Source organism: Mordavella massiliensis (assembly GCF_016902415.1).
In the GTDB taxonomy this organism is placed as follows: domain Bacteria; phylum Bacillota; class Clostridia; order Lachnospirales; family Lachnospiraceae; genus Merdimonas; species Merdimonas faecigallinarum.
Map to the genome: position 1 here is coordinate 95,027 of NZ_JACJLV010000002.1, position 21,656 is coordinate 116,682.

At 52.7% G+C, this 21,656-nt stretch carries 20 protein-coding genes; 16 read left to right on the forward strand and 4 right to left on the reverse strand.

Features of this window, described 5'->3' with window-relative positions; translation table 11 throughout:
• Positions 1–12: 12 nt before the first annotated feature.
• Genes H6A13_RS01085 through H6A13_RS01115 form a run of 7 tightly spaced genes read left to right on the forward strand, consistent with a single transcriptional unit; the run spans position 13 to position 5,952 of the window.
• Complete coding sequence (locus H6A13_RS01085; protein WP_204907772.1) at positions 13–1,053, forward strand: pyridoxal phosphate-dependent aminotransferase; 1,041 nt, start codon at positions 13–15, stop codon at positions 1,051–1,053.
• The gene (locus H6A13_RS01090; protein ID WP_204907773.1) at positions 1,035–2,552 is read left to right on the forward strand and encodes a cobyric acid synthase; all 1,518 of its coding nucleotides are present in this window, start codon (positions 1,035–1,037) and stop codon (positions 2,550–2,552) included. Before H6A13_RS01085 ends, H6A13_RS01090 begins: the two co-directional genes overlap by 19 nt.
• Positions 2,553–2,555: 3 nt before the next feature.
• Positions 2,556–3,185 carry a precorrin-8X methylmutase gene (locus H6A13_RS01095; protein ID WP_070088213.1) on the forward strand — a complete coding sequence of 210 codons (630 nt, stop codon included), beginning with the start codon at positions 2,556–2,558 and terminating at the stop codon, positions 3,183–3,185.
• 23 nt (positions 3,186–3,208) lie between these two features.
• The gene (locus H6A13_RS01100; RefSeq protein ID WP_204907774.1) at positions 3,209–3,982 is read left to right on the forward strand and encodes an energy-coupling factor ABC transporter permease; all 774 of its coding nucleotides are present in this window, start codon (positions 3,209–3,211) and stop codon (positions 3,980–3,982) included.
• Entirely contained in the window at positions 3,969–4,298 is a 330-nt protein-coding gene (locus tag H6A13_RS01105; protein ID WP_204907775.1) for an energy-coupling factor ABC transporter substrate-binding protein, read from the forward strand. Before H6A13_RS01100 ends, H6A13_RS01105 begins: the two co-directional genes overlap by 14 nt.
• On the forward strand, positions 4,295–5,056 hold the full coding sequence (gene cbiQ, locus H6A13_RS01110; protein WP_204907776.1) for a cobalt ECF transporter T component CbiQ: 762 nt from the start codon (positions 4,295–4,297) through the stop codon (positions 5,054–5,056). Before H6A13_RS01105 ends, cbiQ begins: the two co-directional genes overlap by 4 nt.
• A gap of 35 nt (positions 5,057–5,091) precedes the next feature.
• Entirely contained in the window at positions 5,092–5,952 is an 861-nt protein-coding gene (locus H6A13_RS01115; protein ID WP_204907777.1) for an energy-coupling factor ABC transporter ATP-binding protein, read from the forward strand.
• On the opposite strand, the gene H6A13_RS01120 is transcribed toward H6A13_RS01115, so the two are convergent.
• Entirely contained in the window at positions 5,873–6,685 is an 813-nt protein-coding gene (locus tag H6A13_RS01120; protein ID WP_204907778.1) for a sirohydrochlorin cobaltochelatase, read from the reverse strand. The genes H6A13_RS01115 and H6A13_RS01120 overlap by 80 nt on opposite strands.
• 92 nt (positions 6,686–6,777) lie before the next feature.
• Between H6A13_RS01120 and H6A13_RS01125 the strand changes: the two genes are divergently transcribed.
• The 5 genes from H6A13_RS01125 (at position 6,778) to H6A13_RS01145 (ending at position 11,449) form a co-directional block, all read left to right on the forward strand.
• Positions 6,778–7,266 carry a precorrin-2 dehydrogenase/sirohydrochlorin ferrochelatase family protein gene (locus tag H6A13_RS01125; protein ID WP_204907779.1) on the forward strand — a complete coding sequence of 163 codons (489 nt, stop codon included), beginning with the start codon at positions 6,778–6,780 and terminating at the stop codon, positions 7,264–7,266.
• A complete protein-coding gene (gene hemC, locus H6A13_RS01130; RefSeq protein WP_338042976.1) occupies positions 7,263–8,171 on the forward strand; it encodes a hydroxymethylbilane synthase in 909 nt (302 codons plus the stop codon). Before H6A13_RS01125 ends, hemC begins: the two co-directional genes overlap by 4 nt.
• Complete coding sequence (gene cobA, locus H6A13_RS01135; protein ID WP_204907801.1) at positions 8,171–9,682, forward strand: uroporphyrinogen-III C-methyltransferase; 1,512 nt, start codon at positions 8,171–8,173, stop codon at positions 9,680–9,682. Before hemC ends, cobA begins: the two co-directional genes overlap by 1 nt.
• A complete protein-coding gene (gene hemB / locus H6A13_RS01140; protein WP_204907780.1) occupies positions 9,679–10,656 on the forward strand; it encodes a porphobilinogen synthase in 978 nt (325 codons plus the stop codon). The genes cobA and hemB overlap by 4 nt, the downstream gene beginning before the upstream one ends.
• Positions 10,657–10,747: 91 nt before the next feature.
• Entirely contained in the window at positions 10,748–11,449 is a 702-nt protein-coding gene (locus tag H6A13_RS01145) for a YitT family protein (RefSeq protein WP_204907781.1), read from the forward strand.
• Here the strand turns inward: H6A13_RS01145 and H6A13_RS01150 are convergent.
• The 3 genes from H6A13_RS01150 to H6A13_RS01160 are packed head-to-tail and all read right to left on the reverse strand — an operon-like array spanning position 11,384 to position 14,741.
• Positions 11,384–12,307 (reverse strand): DMT family transporter, encoded by a 924-nt coding sequence (locus H6A13_RS01150; protein WP_204907782.1) that lies wholly within the window; start codon positions 12,305–12,307, stop codon positions 11,384–11,386. The genes H6A13_RS01145 and H6A13_RS01150 overlap by 66 nt on opposite strands.
• Before the next feature lie 45 nt (positions 12,308–12,352).
• Entirely contained in the window at positions 12,353–13,657 is a 1,305-nt protein-coding gene (aroA, locus tag H6A13_RS01155; protein WP_204907783.1) for a 3-phosphoshikimate 1-carboxyvinyltransferase, read from the reverse strand.
• Positions 13,647–14,741, reverse strand: coding sequence for a prephenate dehydrogenase (locus H6A13_RS01160; protein WP_204907784.1), 1,095 nt, complete (start codon positions 14,739–14,741; stop codon positions 13,647–13,649). The genes aroA and H6A13_RS01160 overlap by 11 nt, the downstream gene beginning before the upstream one ends.
• Positions 14,742–14,931: 190 nt before the next feature.
• On the opposite strand from H6A13_RS01160, the gene H6A13_RS01165 reads away from it, so the two are divergent.
• The 4 genes from H6A13_RS01165 (at position 14,932) to H6A13_RS01180 (ending at position 21,655) form a co-directional block, all read left to right on the forward strand.
• Complete coding sequence (locus tag H6A13_RS01165; RefSeq protein WP_204907785.1) at positions 14,932–17,010, forward strand: elongation factor G; 2,079 nt, start codon at positions 14,932–14,934, stop codon at positions 17,008–17,010.
• Positions 17,011–17,201: 191 nt separating this feature from the next.
• Entirely contained in the window at positions 17,202–18,560 is a 1,359-nt protein-coding gene (trkA, locus tag H6A13_RS01170; RefSeq protein WP_204907786.1) for a Trk system potassium transporter TrkA, read from the forward strand.
• A gap of 20 nt (positions 18,561–18,580) precedes the next feature.
• Positions 18,581–20,023, forward strand: a complete 1,443-nt coding sequence (locus H6A13_RS01175; protein WP_204907787.1) for a TrkH family potassium uptake protein — start codon at positions 18,581–18,583, stop codon at positions 20,021–20,023.
• 12 nt (positions 20,024–20,035) lie between these two features.
• Positions 20,036–21,655 carry a CvpA family protein gene (locus H6A13_RS01180; protein WP_204907788.1) on the forward strand — a complete coding sequence of 540 codons (1,620 nt, stop codon included), beginning with the start codon at positions 20,036–20,038 and terminating at the stop codon, positions 21,653–21,655.
• Position 21,656 lies beyond the last annotated feature (1 nt).

The following is a 21,656-nucleotide window of genomic DNA, read 5'->3' on the forward strand; positions in this document are numbered from 1 at the left end:
CAGGAGGTTACGATGAAGAAAGAACAGATTCACGGAGGAGATATTTACCGCAACCCGGGGGTGACGGATTTTTCGGTGAACAGTAATCCGCTGGGCGTGCAAAAAGAGGTGCTTTCGGCTCTTAAGGAGCAGCTGGGAAAAATCGCCCATTACCCGGATATTAAGTGCGAGGCGCTAATTCGGGAAATCTGCCGGTTCGAGCAGGTGGGAGAGGAGCAGGTGCTCTGTGGAAACGGTGCGGCGGAGCTGTTTTTCGCCGCTGCCTTTGCATTAAAGCCAAAGCATGTGCTGCTTCCCGAGCCTTCCTTTGCGGAGTATGAGCGGTCGCTCCGGTCTGTGGACGCGGTGATCCATGAATGTGTATTGCGGGAAGAGCAGGATTTTCTGGTGACAGAAGAGATCCTGCAGGCGATCACACCGGAGATGGATCTTTTGATCCTGTGTAATCCCAATAACCCAACCGGGCAGGTGGTGGAGTGCCCGCTGCTTCTTAAGATCCTGAAGCGGTGCAAAGAGGCAGGCGTGACCCTTCTTCTGGATGAGTGCTTTGTGGACTTTCTGGATCATCCGGATCAGGCGACCATGACAGGATTTTTAAAAGAGTATCCTAATCTTCTGATCGTGAAGGCCTTTACCAAGATATTCTGTATGCCGGGACTGAGGCTTGGGTATGCCCTTTGCAGTGATCCGGGCCTTCTGGAAGAGATGGACCGTTTTCTGCAGCCCTGGAATGTGTCGGTGCCGGCGCAGATTGCAGGGGTGGCCGCCATGAAGAATCATAAAGAATATCTGGAAGAAACCCGGATGTTTCTAAAAGAAGAGCGGGAAAAGCTGCGCCGTCAGATGGAAGAGCTTGGCGACCGGGTGATCGGCTCCCGGGCTAACTACCTGTTTTTTGCCAGTGAGAAAGGACTTTATGAAAAAGCTCTGGAGGCCGGATTCTTGATACGGAACTGCGGAAATTACAGAGGACTTGGAGAGGGATATTACCGGATCGCCGTCCGGACAAAGGAAGAAAACGAGAGGTGGATCGCATGGCGAAGAGGATTATGATACAAGGAACCATGTCAAATGCGGGAAAGAGTCTGATCTGTGCGGGCCTTTGCAGGATCTTTCATCAGGACGGATACAAGGCGGCGCCCTTTAAATCTCAGAACATGGCATTGAATTCTTTTATCACCGATGATGGACTGGAGATGGGCCGGGCGCAGGTGGTCCAGGCAGAGGCGGCGAAGATCAGGCCAAGAGTAGAGATGAATCCCATCCTGCTAAAGCCCACCAACGATACGGGATCTCAGGTCATCGTAAACGGGAAGGTCTGGCAGGATATGAGCGCCCGGGATTATTTTGCCTGCAAGCGCCGGCTAGTCCCGCAGATCCTGGAAGCATACGGGAAGCTGGAAAAGGAGTACGACCTGATCGTCATCGAAGGCGCCGGTAGCCCGGCGGAGATCAATCTGAAAGAAAACGATATTGTCAACATGGGGCTGGCAAAGATGCTGGATGCGCCGGTCCTGCTGGTGGGAGATATCGACCGGGGCGGTGTGTTCGCACAGCTTCTGGGAACTCTGATGCTGCTGGAGCCGGAGGAAAAAGAGCGGGTAAAGGGACTGATCATCAATAAATTCCGGGGAGATAAGACCATCCTGGATCCGGGAATACAGATGCTGGAGGAAAGGTGCCAGGTGCCGGTGCTGGGTGTGACTCCATATCTGAATGTGGATATTGAGGATGAGGACAGCCTGACAGAACGGTTTAGAAAGACAGGCAGCGGCGGAAAGATAGACATTGCGGTGATCCGCACGCCGCGGATCTCCAACTTCACAGATTTTCTGGCATTGGAGCATCTGGAAGAAGTGACCCTTCGGTATGTGGAACATCCCGGGCAGCTAAAACGTCCGGATATGATCCTGCTTCCGGGAACCAAGAATACCATGGGAGACCTGAAATGGATGCGTGAAAATGGGCTGGAAGCGGCCATCTTAAAGGAAGCAGATCAGGGAACGGTCATTTTTGGCATCTGCGGCGGCTATCAGATGTTAGGAGAAGAGCTGCGAGACCCTGATAAAGTGGAAGAAGGAGGAACCATGCGGGGAATGGGACTCCTTCCTCTGGAGACGGTATTTACGAAGGAAAAAACAAGGACCAGGGTCAGCGGAAGGTTCTGTCATGTGGATGGGGCATTAAAGTCCTTGGAAGGAAAAGAGCTGGAAGGCTATGAGATCCATATGGGCGTGACCAGAAAAAGGGATGGACAGGAAGAACAGGCAGCTATGAGTCAGATGAAAGACCAGGTCAGCGGAAGAACGAGTATGGACGGATACAGCCGTGGAAATGTGTACGGCTCCTATATCCACGGCATCTTTGACCGGGAAGGCGTAGCAGAGGAAATCGCAGAAAGCCTGGCAAAAAAGAAAGGCGTAAGCTTAAAGGAGATTAAAAACAAGAGCTTAAAAGACTGGAAAGAAGAACAGTACGACCTGCTGGCAGATGCCCTCAGGGAGCATCTTGACATGAAGGCCATTTATCAGATCTTGGAGGAGGAAGAGTAGTCGATGGAGATTGAGATTGTACGGCCGGAAGAGATCGAGAAGCGGAGTTTCGCGATCATTTCGGAAGAGTTAAAGGCGCAGGGCATGACCCTGCCGGAAGACCAGGAGGCAGTGACCAAGCGGTGTATCCATACCAGCGCAGACTTTGATTATGCCAGAAATCTGACGTTTTCCGAGGGGGCAGTTGAAAAAGCAAAGGAAGCGATCCGTCATGGTGCGTCCATCGTCACGGATACCCAGATGGCCCGGTCCGGCATCAATAAAAGGGTACTGGAGCAATACGGCGGACAAGTATACTGCTTCATGTCGGATACAGATGTGGCAGAGGAGGCGAAGAGGGCCGGTACTACCCGGGCCGTCGCCAGCATGGAGAAGGCCTGTGCCTTAGAAGAGGACCTGATCTTTGCCATCGGCAATGCGCCTACCGCGCTGATCCGTCTGTATGAGCTGATCCGGGAAGGGCGAATCGCTCCCAAACTGGTCATCGGCGCTCCGGTAGGGTTCGTCAATGTGGTGCAGTCCAAGGAGCAGATCCTGACCTTAAAGGATACGCCCTACATCGTGGCCCGGGGAAGAAAGGGCGGCAGCAATATTGCAGCCTGCATCTGCAACGCCTTACTGTATCAATGTTAAAATACTTGGAGGGATGAAAACAAATGAACAAATGGAGCAAATCAGAAAAAGGACTGTTGTTTGCCGTCACACTTGCGGCTGCCGTGTATGTCTGCGGTCTTGATACGAAGGCCATGCACATCATGGAAGGGTATCTTCCGGCAGGCTACTGCATTGCCTGGGGAGCAGTCTGCCTTCCATTTCTGGCGGCGGGGTACCTTCGGATCCGGAAACTGGTAAAAGAGCAGAAGAAAGCATTGATCTTGCTGGCTATGTCCGGGGCGTTCATCTTCGTGATCTCATCGCTGAAGATCCCATCGGTCACCGGAAGCTGCAGTCATATGACAGGGACTGGGCTTGGAGCCATCCTGTTTGGGCCTTCCACAGTTAGTATCTTAGGCATCATCGTACTGGTCTTTCAGGCGGTGCTTTTGGCCCATGGAGGGCTCACCACATTGGGAGCCAACACTTTTAGCATGGCGATTGCAGGACCGCTTTTCAGTTTTGGGATCTATAAGCTTGGCGTCCGGTTTGGTTGGAACCGGAAGGCAGTGATCTTTGCAGCTGCTTTTCTGGGAGATCTTCTGACCTACTGCGTCACCAGCATCCAGCTGGCGCTTGCCTATCCAAGCGAGACGGGCGGAGTGGCGGCAAGCGCTGTGAAGTTTCTGGGTGTATTTGCCCCGACGCAGCTGCCGCTGGCAGTGCTGGAGGGAATCCTGACGGTGCTGATCGTGATCGGGATGGAAAGCTTTGCGGCTCCGGAACTTCGGGCGATCGGATTTTTCAGAAAGGAGAAGACGGATGGCAGAGCATAAGAAATCAAATAAAGGGCTGGTGTGTGTACTGATCCTGGCCAGTATCCTGCTGGTGGTGGTTCCCTTTCTTGCCTTAAGAGGGGCGGAATTTGGCGGAAGCGACGATGCGGGAAGCCAGATGGTAAACGAAGTGACAGGGACAGAGTATGAGCCCTGGTTCACTCCGGTATTGGAAAACCTGATCGGAGGAGAGATCCCTGGCGAGATTGAAAGCCTGATTTTCTGTGTACAGACAGGGATCGGCGTAGGGATCCTGGCGTTTTGCTTTGGCTACCTGGTGGCCCGCAAGAAATACTCCAGGGGACAAGAGGAATGATGCGAGGGGAAAAAGGCGGTCTTTCCCCTATGCCAAGAGTCCTGTTCTGTCTGGGTATGATGGTAACAGCAGTCTGCTCGGCCCATCCTTTTCTGGGGGCCGAGCTTTCGGTGGTCATGCTTTTGTGGGCCAGGGTATACGGGAAGGTGCCGGTAGGAAAATATCTCCGGATGTTCCGGCTGCCGCTTGGGTTTCTGGCGCTTTCCGGACTGGTGCTTTTGTGGGAATATTCCAGCGTGGGGGAAGGAATCTTAAGCTTTTCTTTTGGATCGGGATATCTTAGCATGACCAGGGAGACGGTGCTTCGGACAATTCTTGTTACTTTCCGGGCCCTGGGAGCGGTGTCTGCCTTGTTTGCATTAGGAATGACTACGCCGGTGACGGAGTTGACCGGTGTTTTGAAGCGCCTGCACTGCCCGGACCTGATCTGCAGCCTGATGTATCTGATGTACCGCTATATTTTTCTGATGTATCAGGTACATGGGAATATGAAGCAGGCGGCGGAAGGAAGAATGGGATACATGGATTACCGGACTTCTCTTCGTACCACAGCCGGGATCTATGGAAATCTTCTGGCCTACAGCTACCGACAGGCAGGGGCAAATTTTGACGCTATGGAAAGCCGCTGCTTTGACGGAAGTGTCCGGTTCCTTTCGGGGAAATACCGGAAAGACTGGAGGAAGACAGTGATTCCTGTGATTCTGGTCCTTCTAGAAATAGGAATCTGTATCTGCTGGCGCAGCTGGCCGGCAGTCTAGTGGACGATCAGGAGCTGGGAGGGAGGAACCAAGGAATGGATGAAATTTTAAGACTGAAAGACCTGTCTTTTCGGTATGAGGAAGAAAAGGAATGGGCGCTTAAGGAGGTAAGCCTTTCTATTTCCTCCGGTGAAAAAATTGCGGTCCTTGGGAATAACGGGGCCGGAAAGAGTACGTTTTTCCGGTGCTGCAACGGAATCTTAAGACCAAAAGAAGGCAGTCTGTATCTGAAGGGAGAGAAAATCTCCTGGAAAAAGAAGGAAATCCTGAATCTGCGCCAGAGTGTGGGGCTGATCTTCCAGGAAGCGGATCATCAGCTGATCGCCGGAACGGTGGCAGAAGAGGTCAGCTTTGGCCCCATGAATCTGAAGCTTTCGGAACAGGAGGTAAGAAACCGAGTGGAAAAAGCCCTTGCGGCCATGGAGCTTCTTAAGTATCAGGAAAAAGCCCCTCATGAACTCTCCGGCGGGGAGAAAAAGCGGGTCAGCATTGCCGACATCCTGGCGATGGAGCCGGAGCTGATGCTCCTGGACGAACCGGCATCCAGCTTAGATCCGGTGAACCAAAGCCTCCTGGAGGAGAACTTGGAAAAGCTTCACCAGAAGGGAATCGCTCTGGTGGTGGCCACCCACGATGTGGATTTTGCCTGGCGGTGGGCAAAACGGATCCTGATCTTCCATCAGGGCAGGCTTGTGGCAGACGGCAGAGGAGAGGAAATCTTTGCAGACGAAGCGCTGATAGAAAAAAGCGGCCTTAAGAAGCCGCTTCTCTACGAGGTGGGAAAGATCTATGGAATTTCGCCTTTGCCAAAGACTCTTAAAGAATTGCTTCCAGATGGCGAAGGAATATCTTCCGGATCTGCGGAAATTCTCCCAGCCCCTTCAGATGGCAGGTAACCTGATAACCGGCTGACCGGAACTGCTCCTTCCAGGAGTCTGGATCGTCTCCTGCCATATCGTTTTTTGCATGGTCCCCTGCCACGATCATAAGGGGCAGAAGATGAAGGGAGCGGATAGGGCTGCCTTCCAGATGGCGGAGCACATCCCGGGGGGCGGGATAGGCTTCTACCGTTCCCACGTGGATATGAGAGAGCCTTAAGTCCTTGCACATATAGTCCAGGGCGGCATAGACCGTGTTAGAGAAGTGGTCGCTGCCATGGCCCATCAGGATCAGGGCCTCATCTTCTTTCAAGAAAGAATATTCTCCAGCGAGGATCGAGATGACTTCTTTCAAATCTTCCGTAGAGGACAGAAGAGGGGCGCCGAAGCTAATGGAAGAAAACTGATCCCGGAAAGCCAGGGCGTCCGCCGTCATCCGGTCGTTTTCGATGCCGTTCAGGATATGGGTAGGCTGGATGCAGACGTCGGTAATGCCGTCCCGGCGCATGTTTTCCAGAGCCTCTGTGACGGTGGGGATATGCTCACCGGTGGTGCGTGAAAGCTTTCGGATGATCATCTGGCTGGTCCAGGCACTGTATACCGCAAGATCCGGATGGGCATTCCGGATGCTTTCTTCGATGGCGTTGATCGTGACTGCCCGGGTATCCGGATGGCTGGTGCCGAAGCTGACGACAAGGATACCTTTTTTGGGAGAAATCGCTGTGTCAGAAGGTGTATTTTTTGTTATCATAAAGAGAGTCTCCTTTCGAAATTGACAGGTGCAAAAAAGAAAATTGCACTGTTGTCATTATATCAGGGAGGAAGAAAGGACCGCAACTGAAAATGAAAAGATATGAAGAAAAGCCTTTTTTTCCAATGTTTATTGATCTATCAAAAAAGAAGGTAGTGGTCATCGGCGGAGGCCGCATTGCGGGACGGCGGATCAGGACGCTTTTGTCATTTGCGGGGCAGATCTGTGTGATCGCGCCTGAGGTGACGGAAGAGATTGAAGGGTATATAAAAGAAGGAATGGTCACCCATTTGAAAACCCGGTATGCGCCGGAATTGATCCGGGATGCGGATCTTGTGCTGGCGGCCACGGATGATCCGGCCTGCAATGAACAGGCAGCAGATGAGTGCAGGAGACGTGGGATTCCGGTCAATGTGTCCCACAAAAAGGAATTGTGCGATTTCTATTTCCCGGGAACCGCGGTGTGCGGGGATCTGACAGCCGGAGTCACAGCCAGCGGGCGGGACCATGGGAAGGCGAAAAGAGCCCGGGAGGAAATCGAAAAGATATTAATAAAACTAGAGGAAGAGACAAAAGCATGATGAGTAGGAAAATCAGAATCGGCAGCAGGAAAAGCCGTCTGGCGGTGATACAGACAGAACTTGTGATGGATACAATCCGGGAAACCCATCCGGAGATTGAGCTGGAGCTTATCACGATGGAAACCACCGGGGACCGCCGGCTGGACGTGACATTGGATAAGATCGGCGGTAAGGGGCTGTTTGTCAAGGAACTGGACCGCGCTCTTCTCGAGGGCAGGATCGACCTGGCGGTCCACAGCTTAAAGGATATGCCGATGGAAGAGTCTTCCCGGATCCCCATCCTGGGATATACCAAAAGAGAGGATGTCCGGGATGTGCTGGTGCTGCCGGAGGGCGGAAAGCCCTGGAAGGGCCGGGGCGTGATCGGCTGCTCTTCCTTCAGAAGGAGGATCCAGGGCGAGAGGCTGTTCCCGCAGGCAGAGTTTCGGAGTATCCGGGGAAATGTCCTGACCAGGCTTGAGAAGCTGGACCGGGGAGAATACGATGCACTGATCCTGGCTGCGGCAGGCTTAAAGCGGCTGGGGCTTGAACATCGGATCTGCCGGTATTTTTCTGCGGAAGAGATCCTTCCGGCGGCCGGACAGGGGATTTTGGCTGTCCAGGGACGCGCCGGAGAGGATTATGGGTTCCTGGAGACTTTGGCAAAGGAGGGGGCCGGATTGGAAGCTCTGGCAGAGAGAGCCTTTGTCCGGTATCTGGACGGGGGATGCTCTTCACCGGTGGCAGCCTATGCCAGAGTAGAAAAAGACAGGCTGTATTTGCAGGGACTTTATTATATAGAAGAGGAAGATTCCTATGCTCTCGGGAGCAGAGAAGGAAGGCCGGAGGATGCGGAAGAGATCGGCGTCCTTCTGGCAGAGGAAATGGAGAGAAAGTATGGAAGAAAGGGAGGCACCGGAGTGTGATGGAACATAAAGAGACAGGGAAAGTATGGCTTGCAGGCGCAGGACCTGGAGACGCCGGACTTTTGACATGTAAGGCCAAGAAGGTGCTGGAGTCGGCGGACGTGGTGGTTTACGATCATCTGGTGGGCCGGGATATTCTGGCCAGGATCCGTCCGGATCAGAAAGCCGTGAATGTGGGGAAAATCTCCGGGCACCATCCGATCCCGCAGGAGGAGATATGCCAGATCCTGGTGGAAGAAGCCCGGCAGGGGAAAAAGGTTGTCCGGCTGAAGGGCGGGGATCCCTTCCTGTTTGGCAGAGGCGGAGAAGAACTGCTAAAGCTGAAGGAAGCGGGAATCCCCTTCGAGGTTATTCCAGGAGTGACGTCCGCCCTGGCTGTTCCGGCCTATGCAGGAATTCCGGTGACTCACCGGGACTATGTTTCCTCTCTGCATATCGTGACCGGGCATAAAAAGAAGAACGGAGAGCTGGAGTGTGATTATCCGGCTTTGGTGCGGGCCGGGGGGACCCTCGTCTTTCTGATGGGGGTAACGGCGCTTCCCGATATCGTGAAAGGGCTCCTTGATGCGGGGATGGATCCGCAGATGCCCTCTGCTGTCATACAGGAGGGAACCCTGGCCGGACAGAGAAAAGTATCAGCGCCGCTTGCAGAGCTTTTAGAAGCCTGCCGGAAGGAAGAGATCCAGCCGCCGGCCATCATTGTAGTGGGCCATGTGTGCCGGCTGTCAGAAGAGGTTTCCTGGTATGAGAAGCTTCCTCTTTCTGGGATGCGGGTACTGGTGACGAGGCCAAGAGAGCTGATCTCTTCTATGGCAGAAAGACTGCGAAAGAAAGGCGCGGAGGTGCTGGAGGTTCCGGCGATCAACACACGTGCCGTAAAAAGCGACAGACTGGCAGAGTGCCTGAAGGAAACAAAAAGCTGCGACTGGATCGTATTTACCAGCCAGATCGGTGTGCGCGTCTTTTTCGAGTACCTGGAAGAACATGGCCTGGATATCAGGAATACTTATCCGGCCCGTTTTGCCGTGATCGGAGAAGGAACAAGGAAGGCGCTTGGAAAATATGGCATCCGGGCAGATCTGATGCCGGAAACCTATGAAGGGGAAGCCCTGGCCCGAAGTCTGGAAGCCCTGGACGTCAAAGGGAAAAGGATCCTGATCCCCAGGTCGGCATCCGGCAATCCTAAACTTACAGAGATCCTGGAAAAAGCAGGAGCCCGGACGGAGGATATTCCGACCTATGAGACCGTATATGAACCGTGTCAGGCGCTGGATATCCGCCGGGAGATTGACGCCGGGAGGATTGACTGTGTGACGTTTACCAGCAGCTCCACGGTCCACGGTTTTGCCGCGGTCAGTGAGGGGGCGGACTATACCAGATTTACTGCCGCCTGCATCGGACGGCAGACCATGGAGACGGCAGAAAGCTACGGCATGAATTGCCGGATGGCCGAGAAGGCTACGATAGAAAGTCTGACAGAATTAGTAGAAAGGATACAGAAAGACAGATGATAAAAAGACCCAGAAGATTAAGAAAAGCAGAAATACTTCGGAAAATGGTGCGGGAAACCAGAATAGATCAGGCATCCCTGATCTATCCCATGTTTGTACGTGACGGAGAGGGAATCCGGGAAGAAATCCCTTCTATGACGGGACAGTACCGTTACAGTGTAGATAGGATGTATGAGGAACTGGAGAAGTTAAGCGATGCGGGAGTAGGGGCGGTCATGCTCTTTGGGATTCCGGATTATAAGGATGAAAAGGGAAGTCAGGCCTATGCCGAAGACGGCGTGATCCAGCGGGCGCTCTGGGAGGCAAAAAAAAGATTTCCCGATCTTTACTATATTACGGACGTCTGCCTATGCGAGTATACCTCTCACGGACACTGCGGGATGCTTAAAGGCTGTGAGGTGGACAATGACTCCACTCTGGAACTTTTGGCTAAGACGGCCCTCTCTCATGTGCAGGCCGGTGCGGACATGGTCGCTCCTTCCGACATGATGGACGGCCGGGTGGGAAAGATCCGGACGGTTCTGGACGCAGAAGGATATGAAGATATTCCGATCATGTCCTATGCGGTAAAATATGCCTCCGGATTTTATGCGCCTTTCCGTGATGCGGCAAAGAGCGCTCCGGCATTTGGGGACCGGAAAAGCTACCAGATGGATTATCATAACAGCAGGGAGGGAATCAAAGAGATTCTGCTGGATGAAGAGGAAGGCGTAGATATTGTTATGGTCAAGCCGGCGCTTGCCTATCTGGATATGATCGCCAAGGCAAAGGAAGCCACAAATCTTCCGGTCGCCGCCTACAGCGTCAGCGGAGAATATGCCATGATCAAGGCGGCGGCAGAAAAAGGCTGGATCCTGGAAGACCAGATCGTATGTGAGACTGCAGTGGCGGCTTTCCGTGCCGGCGCTCAGAGCTATCTGACTTATTATGCAAAGGAACTGGCCGGATATATCAAAGAGGGCCGGATTGGATAAAAAATAGAAAAAAGAAGAAAAAAAGAGTTGACCCTGGTATCATACCAGGGTTTATTCTTGTGATGAGATAAAAAACAGGAGGAATGATACTATGTTTCGGCGGATCGCTTCCGCAGTTGTAAAAGATCTGAAAAGAGTATTTACCCCGGGGACCATTGTCTGTATTGTGATCGGTACTGCGATCGCTTCTTTCGGGCTCCATAACGTGCATCAGAGGACGGGGATCACAGAGGGCGGCGTGCTGGGCATGATCCTGCTTTTGAATCACTGGTTCCACATTCCGGCGGCCATTGCTTCGCCGGCTCTGGACCTTTGCTGTTATCTGCTGGCTTTCCGGATGCTGGGAAAGGATTTCCTGAAGACTTCCGCGTTTGCGTCGGTCTGCCTGGCCGGATGGTTTTTCCTGTGGGAGAGACTTCCCTATCTTTTTCCGGATCTGTCGGGAAGTCCGCTTCTGGCGGCCATTGCCGGGGCGCTGTTTATCGGTGTGGGCGTGGGACTGGTGGTGAGAAAGGGCGCCTCCTCAGGCGGAGACGACGCGCTTGCCATGGCCATATCCAAGGCGCTGAAGTGCCGGATCGCGGCGGCGTATCTCTTTACCGATGTGACGGTCCTTCTCTTATCGCTTACGTACCTGCCGGTCCACAAGATCGCATTTTCCCTGATCACCGTGACCCTGTCGTCTACGCTTCTTGACCTGGTAAAAAGTGTTTCCAGGGAAAGCATCTCAAGACGACTGGCTCTGAGAACGGCCAAGAACAATGATTGCCGCGGTCGTGAGGATCAGGCCTGATACAGACAGGAGCGTCGGTTCCTCGGAAAAGACAAGGAAACCAAAGAGCATGGCGGCCGCCGGTTCGCTGGCGGCCAGAATAGACGCGGTCCCTGCGTCGATAAAACTTAAGGAAGAAGTGTAAAATACATAAGGAAGGGCGGAAGTGACCAGAGAGTGTGCCAGCATAAAAAGCGGCATCAGGCTTCCGCCTTTTTCTATGGTCACGCCGATGAGCCCCCAGTTGGTGCCGGGGATCAGGGCGAGAAGAGACGCCAGGAGACAGTAAAATGTGATGGTCAGGGCGTGGTATCCCCGTTCCATGGCGGCTTTACTGAAAATGCTGTAGAGGGCATAGAAAAAAGCCGAACCGATCCCGCAGCCGACGGCGATGGGGGAAAGATCCGCCCCGGCGCCGCTTTCCAGCACTCTGCTTACCAGCACGCAGCCCAGGAGAGCCACCGTCATGCAGACGCCTTTCTGGAGCGTCATCTTTTCATGGAAGAAAAGGACGGAAAAAGTAACGACAAAAAGGGGAGACATGCTAAGAAGCACGGAGGCAAGCGCCAGCGTTCCGTGCTTAATGGCTTCATTATAAGTCAGGTTGATCCCGAACATGCCAAGGACCCCGCCGCCTAAGAAGACCCACAGATCTTTTGGCCGGATTTTTAAAAGGGAGCGGTCATAGAAGAAAAGCCCGGCTCCCAGAAGGGCGACGGCTACGATGATCCTGGTAAAAAGCATGGTAAAGTTATCCATGCCAAGGGCATCGAAACGGCGGACAAAGATGCCGCCGGAGCCCCACATGATACCGGAAAGCACCGGCATGGTCAGGATCAGTTTCGTGATCACAGAAGATTTTGCAGAAGATTTTTTCATAAAAATGCTCGCTTTCTTATCTTGCAGTAGGAGGATATCCGTATCTTAACGCCCGCAAAGTGCGTCCAGCTCCTGGAAGAAGGCGGGATAGGACACATCCACGCACTGGCTGTCCAGGATGGAGGAGGGACCGTCCGCAGCAAGCGCCGCCACGGTAAATGCCATGGCGATCCGGTGGTCCAGGTGGGAGTGGATCTGTGCGCCGTGAAGGGCTTTTCCGCCCCGGATGATCATGCCGTCCTCCGTGGGGGTGACGTCCGCTCCCATTGCGGACAGATTTTCTGTTACTGTGTCGATCCGGTTGGTTTCCTTGACTTTCAGTTCCGCCGCGTCCCGGATGACGGTCGTTCCATCTGCAAAGGCCGCCATCACAGCCAGGATGGGGATCTCATCGATGAGAGAAGGGATCAGGGAGCCTTCGATCACAGTTCCGTGCAGCGGCCCGGAAGAAACCAGGATGTCCGCCATCTCTTCCCCGCCCTGGGTGGTCTTGTTCTGCAGGGACAGCTTTGCGCCCATGTTTTGGCAGACAGTCAGAAAGCCGGCTCTTGTAGGGTTCAGCCCCACATTTCTTACCAGGATCTCAGACCCCGGGGTCAGAAGCCCTGCCGCGATAAAATAAGCGGCAGAAGAAATATCCCCCGGCACCCGGATGTCTCTTGCAAACAATTCGCTGCAGGGAAGGACGGAGGCAGTGGCGGTCCCGTCCGGATGGACGGTGGAAGTAAGAGAAGCGCCAAAGCCCTGAAGCATCAGTTCCGTGTGGTTCCGGGAAAGCGCCGGCTCCGTCACGGAAGTTTCTCCCTCTGCATAAAGGCCTGCCAGCAGAACCGCGGACTTTACCTGTGCAGAGGCAACCGGAGACGTATAATGGATCCCGTGAAGCCTGCCGGGCTCGATGCGAAGGGGGGCGCATCCATTTTCCCGGATGCTGGTGATGTGCGCGCCCATCTGATTTAAGGGAGTCATGATCCGTCCCATGGGACGGGAATTTAAGGAATCATCCCCGGAAAGAACGCTGGGGAAGGACTGGCCGGCCAGGATCCCCGCGATCAGCCGGGTGGTGGTGCCGCTGTTTCCGGTGTCCAGGACCTCTTCAGGGGCGCGCAGGCCGTGAAGTCCGTTTCCGTGTACCAGCACCTGGCCTTTTTCCATTTCGATGGGCACCCCCATCTTGCGGAAACAGGAGATGGTGGACAGGCAGTCCGCGCCGCTTAAGAAATGAGAGATCCGGGTATCGCCCTTTGCCAGGGAGCCGAACATGACGGCCCGGTGGGAGATGGACTTATCTCCCGGAACCAGTATTTCTCCTTTTAATTGTCTGGATGGATGAATGTCTCTAACGCTCATAAACAATATACCTGTATTTCTGCAGCAGTTCCGCCGCCTTTTTGGAGGCGGTCTCTTCATAGAACTCAATCCGCAGAACCCCTTCTTCAAATTCCCGGTTGTGGACGATGCCGATATTTTTAATATTAATCCCGCCGGAAGCCAGGATTGTGGCAATGGCCGCGATCCCGCCCGCCTCGTCAATGATATCGCAGTAGACGGCGTAGGCCTTTTTGATCGGGCCTGCGGACGCATCGGAGATGGAATTGCGGTAATTCCTGGACTGGTCGAAAAGCCGGTACACCCACTGGCCGTCGCCGGCGGCAATGTGCTCCTTTGCGGTTTCCAGAGAACGGATGTATCCGCTTAAGATCTCCGTGATATGCTCTTTGTTCTGTTCGCAGATATGCTGCCACATGACAGGCGAAGAGGAGGCGATCCGGGTCAGATCTTTAAATCCTCCTGCAGCCAGGGTTTTCATCAGTCCTTCGCCGGTATCGGTGTCCCGGACCAGTTCCACCAGACTTGCCGCGATGATATGGGGCAGATGGCTGATGGTTCCGGTAACTTTGTCGTGGGTGTCTGCATCCAGAAGGACAGGCAGGGCTTTCAGGCTCTCAAGAAATTCCTGAAAGGCGCGGACCTTTTCTTCCGGCACTTCTTTTCCCGGCGTCAGCACATAATAGGCATTTTCCAGAAGCATGGCTCTGGAGTTTGCGTAGCCGCTCTTTTCCGAGCCGGCCATGGGATGCCCGCCGATAAAATGTTTTCCGATCCCGAGCCTTTCCACCTCCCGGTGGATCTGTCCCTTGACGCTGCCTACATCGCTTAAGATACAGTCTCCGTCCAGATACCGGGCCAGCTGCTTTAAATAGGCGGTATTGCAGGAGACCGGCGCGCATAAAAAGAGATAGCGGCAGCCGTAAAAATTATCGTCCAGGGACGTGGCGGCGACGTCGATGACAGACTCCAGGGTAGCCAGTGCCAGTGTTTCTTTATTCTTATCAAATGCTGTAATCTCACAGTCCGGGTAGTACTGGCGGATAGCTTTTGCAAGGGAGCCGCCGATCAGGCCCAGGCCGATAAAACCAATTTTCATCTTCATATTTTCATGTTTCCTTTCCAGGCTCATACAGAAAATATTGTAACCTTTGGAAACCGGCTTTGTCAATACTTTGCCACTTTAAAGCAAAAAAGCTGTATAGATTGTAAAAAATGCATAAATCAGTTGTAATATTGTCAATTTTTTAGTACAATGTACACATGAGATTTTACCAATAAGGAGGCAGCACAATATGAAGGTTTACAGAACGGACGAAATTAGAAACGTAGTCCTGCTTGGACACGGCGGATGCGGAAAAACCAGCCTGGTCGAAGCAATGGCATACGTATCAGGGGCCACGACTCGTATGGGAAAGGTTACAGACAAAAATACGATCAGTGACTTTGATAAAGAGGAGCAGAAACGTGAATTTTCCATCAGCACAACTCTGGTGCCGATCGAATGGGAAAAAGCGAAGATCAATGTTCTGGACACTCCGGGATATTTTGATTTTGTAGGAGAAGTAGAAGAGGCAGTCAGCGTTGCGGACGCGGCCGTTATCGTAGTATCCGGTAAAGCAGGCGTGGAAGTCGGAACGGAAAAAGCCTGGGAACTCTGCGACAAGTATAATCTGCCCCGTATGGTCTACGTGACAGAGATGGATGTGGACGACGCCAGCTTCCGTCAGGTGGTGCAGGATCTGACCGACCGCTACGGCAAGGTGATCGCGCCGCATTTCCAGCCGATCCGCGAGAATGAGAAGCTGGTGGGATATGTCAATGTTATCAAGAACGCGGGACGCCGTTACACTGGTATCGGACAGAGAGAAGAGTGCGAGATCCCGGATTACTGCAAGCCGAACCTGGAGATCTATAGAGAGAAGCTTCTGGAGGCAGTGGCAGAGACCAGCGATGAATTTATGGAGCGTTACTTTGCAGGAGAAGAGTTCTCCGTAGAAGAGATCCGTGCGGCTATGCGTACCGAGGTAATGGAAGGATCCATCGTTCCGGTGGCAATGGGATCCAATCTTCAGGCACAGGGCGTTGCCAACCTGCTGTCTGATATCGTAAGATTTTTCCCCAGTCCCGACTGGAGAGAGTGCGCGGGCATCAACCGCAAGACCAACGAGATCTACGAGGCAAACTATGACTTCGCAAAAGCAAAGTCTGCGTATGTATTTAAGACCATGGTGGATCCGTTTATCGGAAAATATTCCTTTATCAAGGTCTGCTCCGGCGTTCTGAAAGGAGACGATGTGCTCTACAATGCAGATTCCGAAGCAGATGAGAAGCTTGGCAAGATCTACACCATGATCGGAAATAAACCGGTGGAAGTCAGCGAACTGTTCGCAGGCGATATCGGAGCCATCGGAAAACTCGCCAATACGAAGACCGGCGACACCCTGTCTACCAAGACAACACCGATCCTGTATGGAAAGACGGAATATTCCAAACCGTATACATATATGAGATATGTGACCAAGAATAAAGGAGACGAGGACAAGGTATCCCAGGCGCTGCAGAGAATGATGGCAGAGGATGTGACCTTAAAGGCTGTCAACGACAGTGAGAACCGCCAGTCCCTGATCTACGGCATGGGCGACCAGCATCTGGAAGTGGCTGTCAGCAAGCTGGCAGAGCGCTATAAATGCGAGGTAACTCTGGAGACTCCCAAGGTTGCCTTCCGGGAGACCATTAAGAAGAAATCCGACGTGGATACCAAATACAAGAAACAGTCCGGCGGACACGGACAGTACGGTCATGTGAAGATGACCTTCGAGCCTTCCGGAGATCTGGAGAGCCCGTATGTATTTGAAGAGACGGTTGTAGGCGGAGCGGTTCCGAAGAACTACTTCCCGGCAGTGGAAAAAGGTCTGCAGGAGTCCGTACAGAGAGGACCTTTGGCCGGATATCCGGTTGTGGGCGTAAAAGCCACGTTATATGATGGTTCCTACCATCCGGTAGACTCTTCTGAAATGGCATTTAAGACCGCTACGATCCAGGCGTTCAAGAAAGGCTTTATGGAAGCGGCGCCGATCCTTCTGGAGCCTATCGCTTCCATTAAGGTAGTAGTTCCGGATGATTACACCGGAGATGTCATGGGTGACCTGAATAAACGCCGCGGACGTGTGCTGGGTATGAATCCGGTTGCAGGAGGCAAGCAGGAGATCGTTGCAGACATTCCGATGACTGGTCTCTTCGGATATTGCACGGTATTACGCTCCATGACAGGCGGAAGAGGAACCTACTCTTATGAGTTCGTACGCTACGAGCAGGCTCCGTCCGATGTGCAGGAAGCAGAGATTAAGAAACGTGCGGAAGAGGATGCGTAAAATCCCTGTAAAATCAGTAACTTTAGCAAAAAATTAATATTAAGAAGAAAAGCCCTTTGGGGCTTTTTTTCTTGAAACAAAAGTGCTATAATCTCTATACTGTGGGGCAGGAAACGGATATTCCCAGAAAATCTGTTTTTTCGCCCCGCATTATCATCATTACAAATTTAAGCAAAAAGAGGATAAAAGAGATGAAAATCGTAATCATTGGAGACGGTAAGGTCGGTCACAAGCTGACATCCCAGCTGTCAGAAGAGGGCTATGATATTACACTGATCGATCAGAACGCAGGAAAACTGCAGGACGCGCTGAACCAGCTGGATATTTTCTGTATTCCCGGAAATGGCGTGGATATTGAAGTACAGAGACAGGCGGACGTGCCGCACGCAGATCTGGTGATCGCATGTGCGTCCACAGATGAACTGAACATGCTGTCCTGCCTGATCGCAAAGAGACTTGGAGCAAAGCATACCATTGCCAGGGTGCGCAACCCCTTATATTACCGGCAGATCGGTATTTTAAAAGAAGACCTCCATCTGAGTATGGCGGTCAACCCGGAACTTGCGGCGGCCAATGAAGCGGCAAGAGTATTATTGTTCCCTGAGACCAGCAAGGTGGAGACCTTTATGAAGGGAAGAGTGGAGCTGGTGGAATATAAGCTGACAGAGGACAGCTTTATCACCGGCATGACACTGGCGGATTTTTACCGGAAGTACCAGATCAAGATCCTGGTATGCGCGGTAAAAAGAGGAGACGAAGTGTATATCCCGGATGGAAGTTTTGTGCTGCAGCCTGGAGATAAGATGCATATTGCGGCCGGACACCAGGATCTGGAAAGCTTCTTCAAATCTCTGGGAAAGAAGAACCGGAAGGTGAAGAAGGTTCTGATCTGCGGCGGCGGGCACATGTGCTACTACCTGGCGGCCCAGCTGATGCAGGCAGGCATTCAGGTGCGGATCATCGAGAAGAAAGAAGAGCGGTGTGAAGAACTGTGCGAGCTTCTTCCAAGAGCAACCGTGATCCACGGGGATGCCACGGATCAGGAACTTCTGATCGAAGAAGGCCTGGAAGAGTGCAACGCGCTGGTGGCGCTGACCGGTATGGACGAGGAGAATATCATCCTGTCCCTGTTCGCGAAGACCCGGGGCGTACCCAAGATCATCGCCAAGGTCAATGAGGATTCCAGGGCGCAGATGGTGGAAGATATGGGAATTGACAGTATCATTTCCGCCAAGAGCGCGACAGCGGATGAGATCATGAGCTATGTTATCGCCCGCAATAACTCTTATGCCAGCGCCAATGTGGAGGCCATGTACCAGCTTCTGAACGGGCGGGTAAAGGCCATGGAGTTTATTATTAAGAAAGAATGCGAGATCACCGGCGTGGCGTTAAAGGAGCTTCCCACCAAGAAGAATTACCTGATCGCCTGCATCGGAAGAAAACGCAAGATCATTATCCCGAATGGTAACGATCACCTGGAGGTCGGGGACAGCGTTGTGGTTGTCACCACCAATCAGATGATCAATCAATTCAGTGATATACTGGCATAGAGGAGACGGGAAGAAAAGTTATGAATACAAAGATGATACGATACATACTTGCGAAAATGTTGGGAGTAGAGGCGCTTTTGCTTCTGCTTCCTGCGTTTGTTTCGCTGTTATACCGTGAGACGGAAGGGATCTATTTCCTGATACCGGCGGCGGTGCTTACGGTGATCTACCTGCTGGCCGGGAGAAAGAAACCAAAGCAGGCGGAGATTTACGGGAAAGAAGGAATGGTGGTAGTGGCAAGCGCCTGGATCTTATGGTCCATGTTCGGCGCCCTGCCGTTTACCCTTTCCGGATGCATCCCGAATTATATTGATGCGTTATTTGAAACAGTTTCCGGATTTACCACCACCGGGTCCACCATCCTGACGGATGTGGAAGCGCTGCCCCAGGGCATGCTGTTCTGGCGCAGCTTTACCCACTGGGTGGGAGGCATGGGCGTGCTGGTATTTGTCATGGTGCTGACGTCCTTTGATAAGAACTCCATGGTGCTGATGCGGGCGGAGGTGCCAGGACCGGAGAAGGATAAGCTGGCGCCGAAGATGATGACCAATGCCAGGATCCTGTACGGCATGTATCTTGGACTGTCGATCATCCAGGTGGTCCTTTTGCTCTTTGGGGGCATGAACCTGTTTGACAGCCTGATCCATACCTTCGGAACCGCGGGAACCGGAGGATTTTCCAACTATGCGGTCAGCGTGGCATATTTTGACAGCGCATACATTGACGGCGTGATCACGGTATTTATGATCCTGTTCGGTATTAACTTCAGTCTGTATTACCTTCTTTTGCTGCGGGAGTTTAAGCCGGTATGGAAAAATGAAGAGCTCCGGACGTATCTGGGGATCATCCTGGCGTCGGCGCTGATCATTACCGTAAATATTAACTATATCTACGGCAATCCGGTGACCTCTTTCCGCTACGCGATCTTCCAGGTGGCTTCTATTATTACGACCACTGGATTTGCTACGGCCAACTATGTGGAGTGGCCCTGGCTGTCCCAGACGATACTGATGTTCCTGATGGTAGTGGGAGCCTGTGCGTCCTCCACAGGAGGCGGTATCAAGGTGTCCCGGCTGATCATGGCTGTGAAGGGGATCAAGCGGGAAGTGATGCAGCTTCTCCACCCCAAGTCTGTCAATATTATCCGTGTCAATGGGAAAAAAGTGAGTGGAGATGTGGTGCGGGTCGTGTTCGTATTTCTGGCTGCCTATGCGCTGATCTTTATGTTGTCCGTGATCGTGGTGTCTGCTGACAATTTTGACTTTACCACAACATTTTCTGCGGTTCTTACGACCATTGGAAATGTAGGACCTGGAATGGAGCTGGTGGGACCCCTGGGAAGCTTTGCGGAGTTTTCTCCATTGTCCAAGCTGGTGTTCTGTTTTGACATGCTGGCGGGACGTCTGGAGATTTTCCCGTTCCTGTTGCTGTTTACCGTTCCCTTCCGCAGAAATAAGTTTTAAACGGAGGTTTGCATGAAAGGCAAGAAAAAATTAGTGATCGTTCTGATCGCGCTCCTTGCGGCCGGCATCTATTATTATGCCGCGCTGCCGGCGGTCAACCTGCACTCATCAGAGACCTGGTTTGCCGCGCTGATCCTGCTGGTGATCCTGGCTGCTCTTTATATTGGAAGAAAGCGGCCGGAGGTGACAGAACTCAGACATAATAAAGTGTTAAAGGGATTCGGGATCGTGATCCTGGCGCTGGGTATCATTTATCTGGCAGGCGCCCTTCTGTCTTCGCCGATCGTAAACGCGAAGAAATACCAGCAGCTGATGACTGTGGAAGAAGGCGAGTTTACAGAGGATATTGAAGAACTTCCCTATGAGAAGATCCCGATCCTGGACCGGGATACTGCGGTGATCTTAGGCGACCGGAAGATGGGAAGCATGGTGGATATGGTGTCTCAGTTTGATGTGGATGACATTTACAGCCAGATCAACTACCAGGACCGGCCCTACCGGGTGACGCCTCTGAAATACGCCAGCATCATCAAGTGGTTTACCAACCGTTCGGAAGGGATACCGGCCTATATCCGGATCAATATGGCGGATCAGACCACGGAGCTGGTGCAGCTTGAGGAAGGGATCAAATATACCACCAGCGAGCATTTTAACCGGAATATCTACCGGCATCTCCGGTTCGCCCATCCGACCTACATTTACGGGGAACTGAGTTTTGAGATTGATGAAGAAGGCGTTCCCTACTGGATCGCTCCGGTGAAGAAGTTCAATATCGGCCTGTTTGGCGGAGAGACGGTGGGAAAAGTGGTGATCTGCAACGCCATCAACGGCGAGATGACCACTTATGATATCGAAGACGTGCCCCAGTGGGTAGACCGGGCATATTCCGCGGATCTGCTGGTACAGCTGTTTGATTATTACGGAACTTTGAAGCACGGATTTTTAAACAGTGTGCTCAGCCAGAAGGACTGCCTGAAGACTACGGACGGATATAATTATCTGGCGCTGGACGATGACGTGTGGATGTACACCGGCGTGACCAGCGTGAATCAGGATCAGTCGAATGTAGGGTTTGTTCTTTCCAACCAGAGGACCATGGAGACCAGATATTATGAGGTAGAGGGGGCCACCGAGGCGGCGGCAATGTCGTCTGCGGAAGGACAGGTGCAGAACCTGCAGTACAAAGCGACCTTCCCGCTGCTGTTAAACATTTCCGATGCGCCCACGTATCTGCTGTCTTTGAAGGATTCGGCAGGGCTGGTGAAAAAGTATGCGATGGTCAATGTACAGCAGTACCAGATCGTGGCCATCGGCGACAGCATCGGCCAGTGCGAGGATAATTATCTGGAACTGCTGCTTGGCAACGGCATCAAAGAAGTGGAGCAGGATACCCGAAAGGAAGAGACACTGACAGGTAAGGTGACGAAAGTTGCCCAGGCGGTACTGGAAGGCTCTTCGCATTATTATCTGATGGTGGAAGGGTCTGACGCGATCTTTGACGTGCCGGTGGCGGATTTTATAGACGTGATCCGGGTGGAGCCTGGCATGGAGATAACGATAGAATATAAAGAAGGAAAGAAAACCAATACGGTAACTGCCCTGGAACTTGCCACGGCAGAAGCGGGGTTATAGC

Bases quoted from the DNA above. Each gene is read 5' to 3' on its own strand.
- H6A13_RS01085 (WP_204907772.1), top strand. From the start codon at position 13: ATGAAGAAAGAACAGATTCACGGAGGAGATATTTACCGCAACCCGGGG.
- H6A13_RS01090 (WP_204907773.1), top strand. From the start codon at position 1,035: ATGGCGAAGAGGATTATGATACAAGGAACCATGTCAAATGCGGGAAAG.
- H6A13_RS01095 (WP_070088213.1), top strand. From the start codon at position 2,556: ATGGAGATTGAGATTGTACGGCCGGAAGAGATCGAGAAGCGGAGTTTC.
- H6A13_RS01100 (WP_204907774.1), top strand. From the start codon at position 3,209: ATGAACAAATGGAGCAAATCAGAAAAAGGACTGTTGTTTGCCGTCACA.
- H6A13_RS01105 (WP_204907775.1), top strand. From the start codon at position 3,969: ATGGCAGAGCATAAGAAATCAAATAAAGGGCTGGTGTGTGTACTGATC.
- cbiQ (WP_204907776.1), top strand. From the start codon at position 4,295: ATGATGCGAGGGGAAAAAGGCGGTCTTTCCCCTATGCCAAGAGTCCTG.
- H6A13_RS01115 (WP_204907777.1), top strand. From the start codon at position 5,092: ATGGATGAAATTTTAAGACTGAAAGACCTGTCTTTTCGGTATGAGGAA.
- H6A13_RS01120 (WP_204907778.1), bottom strand. From the start codon at position 6,685: ATGATAACAAAAAATACACCTTCTGACACAGCGATTTCTCCCAAAAAA.
- H6A13_RS01125 (WP_204907779.1), top strand. From the start codon at position 6,778: ATGAAAAGATATGAAGAAAAGCCTTTTTTTCCAATGTTTATTGATCTA.
- hemC (WP_338042976.1), top strand. From the start codon at position 7,263: ATGATGAGTAGGAAAATCAGAATCGGCAGCAGGAAAAGCCGTCTGGCG.
- cobA (WP_204907801.1), top strand. From the start codon at position 8,171: ATGGAACATAAAGAGACAGGGAAAGTATGGCTTGCAGGCGCAGGACCT.
- hemB (WP_204907780.1), top strand. From the start codon at position 9,679: ATGATAAAAAGACCCAGAAGATTAAGAAAAGCAGAAATACTTCGGAAA.
- H6A13_RS01145 (WP_204907781.1), top strand. From the start codon at position 10,748: ATGTTTCGGCGGATCGCTTCCGCAGTTGTAAAAGATCTGAAAAGAGTA.
- H6A13_RS01150 (WP_204907782.1), bottom strand. From the start codon at position 12,307: ATGAAAAAATCTTCTGCAAAATCTTCTGTGATCACGAAACTGATCCTG.
- aroA (WP_204907783.1), bottom strand. From the start codon at position 13,657: ATGAGCGTTAGAGACATTCATCCATCCAGACAATTAAAAGGAGAAATA.
- H6A13_RS01160 (WP_204907784.1), bottom strand. From the start codon at position 14,741: ATGAAGATGAAAATTGGTTTTATCGGCCTGGGCCTGATCGGCGGCTCC.
- H6A13_RS01165 (WP_204907785.1), top strand. From the start codon at position 14,932: ATGAAGGTTTACAGAACGGACGAAATTAGAAACGTAGTCCTGCTTGGA.
- trkA (WP_204907786.1), top strand. From the start codon at position 17,202: ATGAAAATCGTAATCATTGGAGACGGTAAGGTCGGTCACAAGCTGACA.
- H6A13_RS01175 (WP_204907787.1), top strand. From the start codon at position 18,581: ATGAATACAAAGATGATACGATACATACTTGCGAAAATGTTGGGAGTA.
- H6A13_RS01180 (WP_204907788.1), top strand. From the start codon at position 20,036: ATGAAAGGCAAGAAAAAATTAGTGATCGTTCTGATCGCGCTCCTTGCG.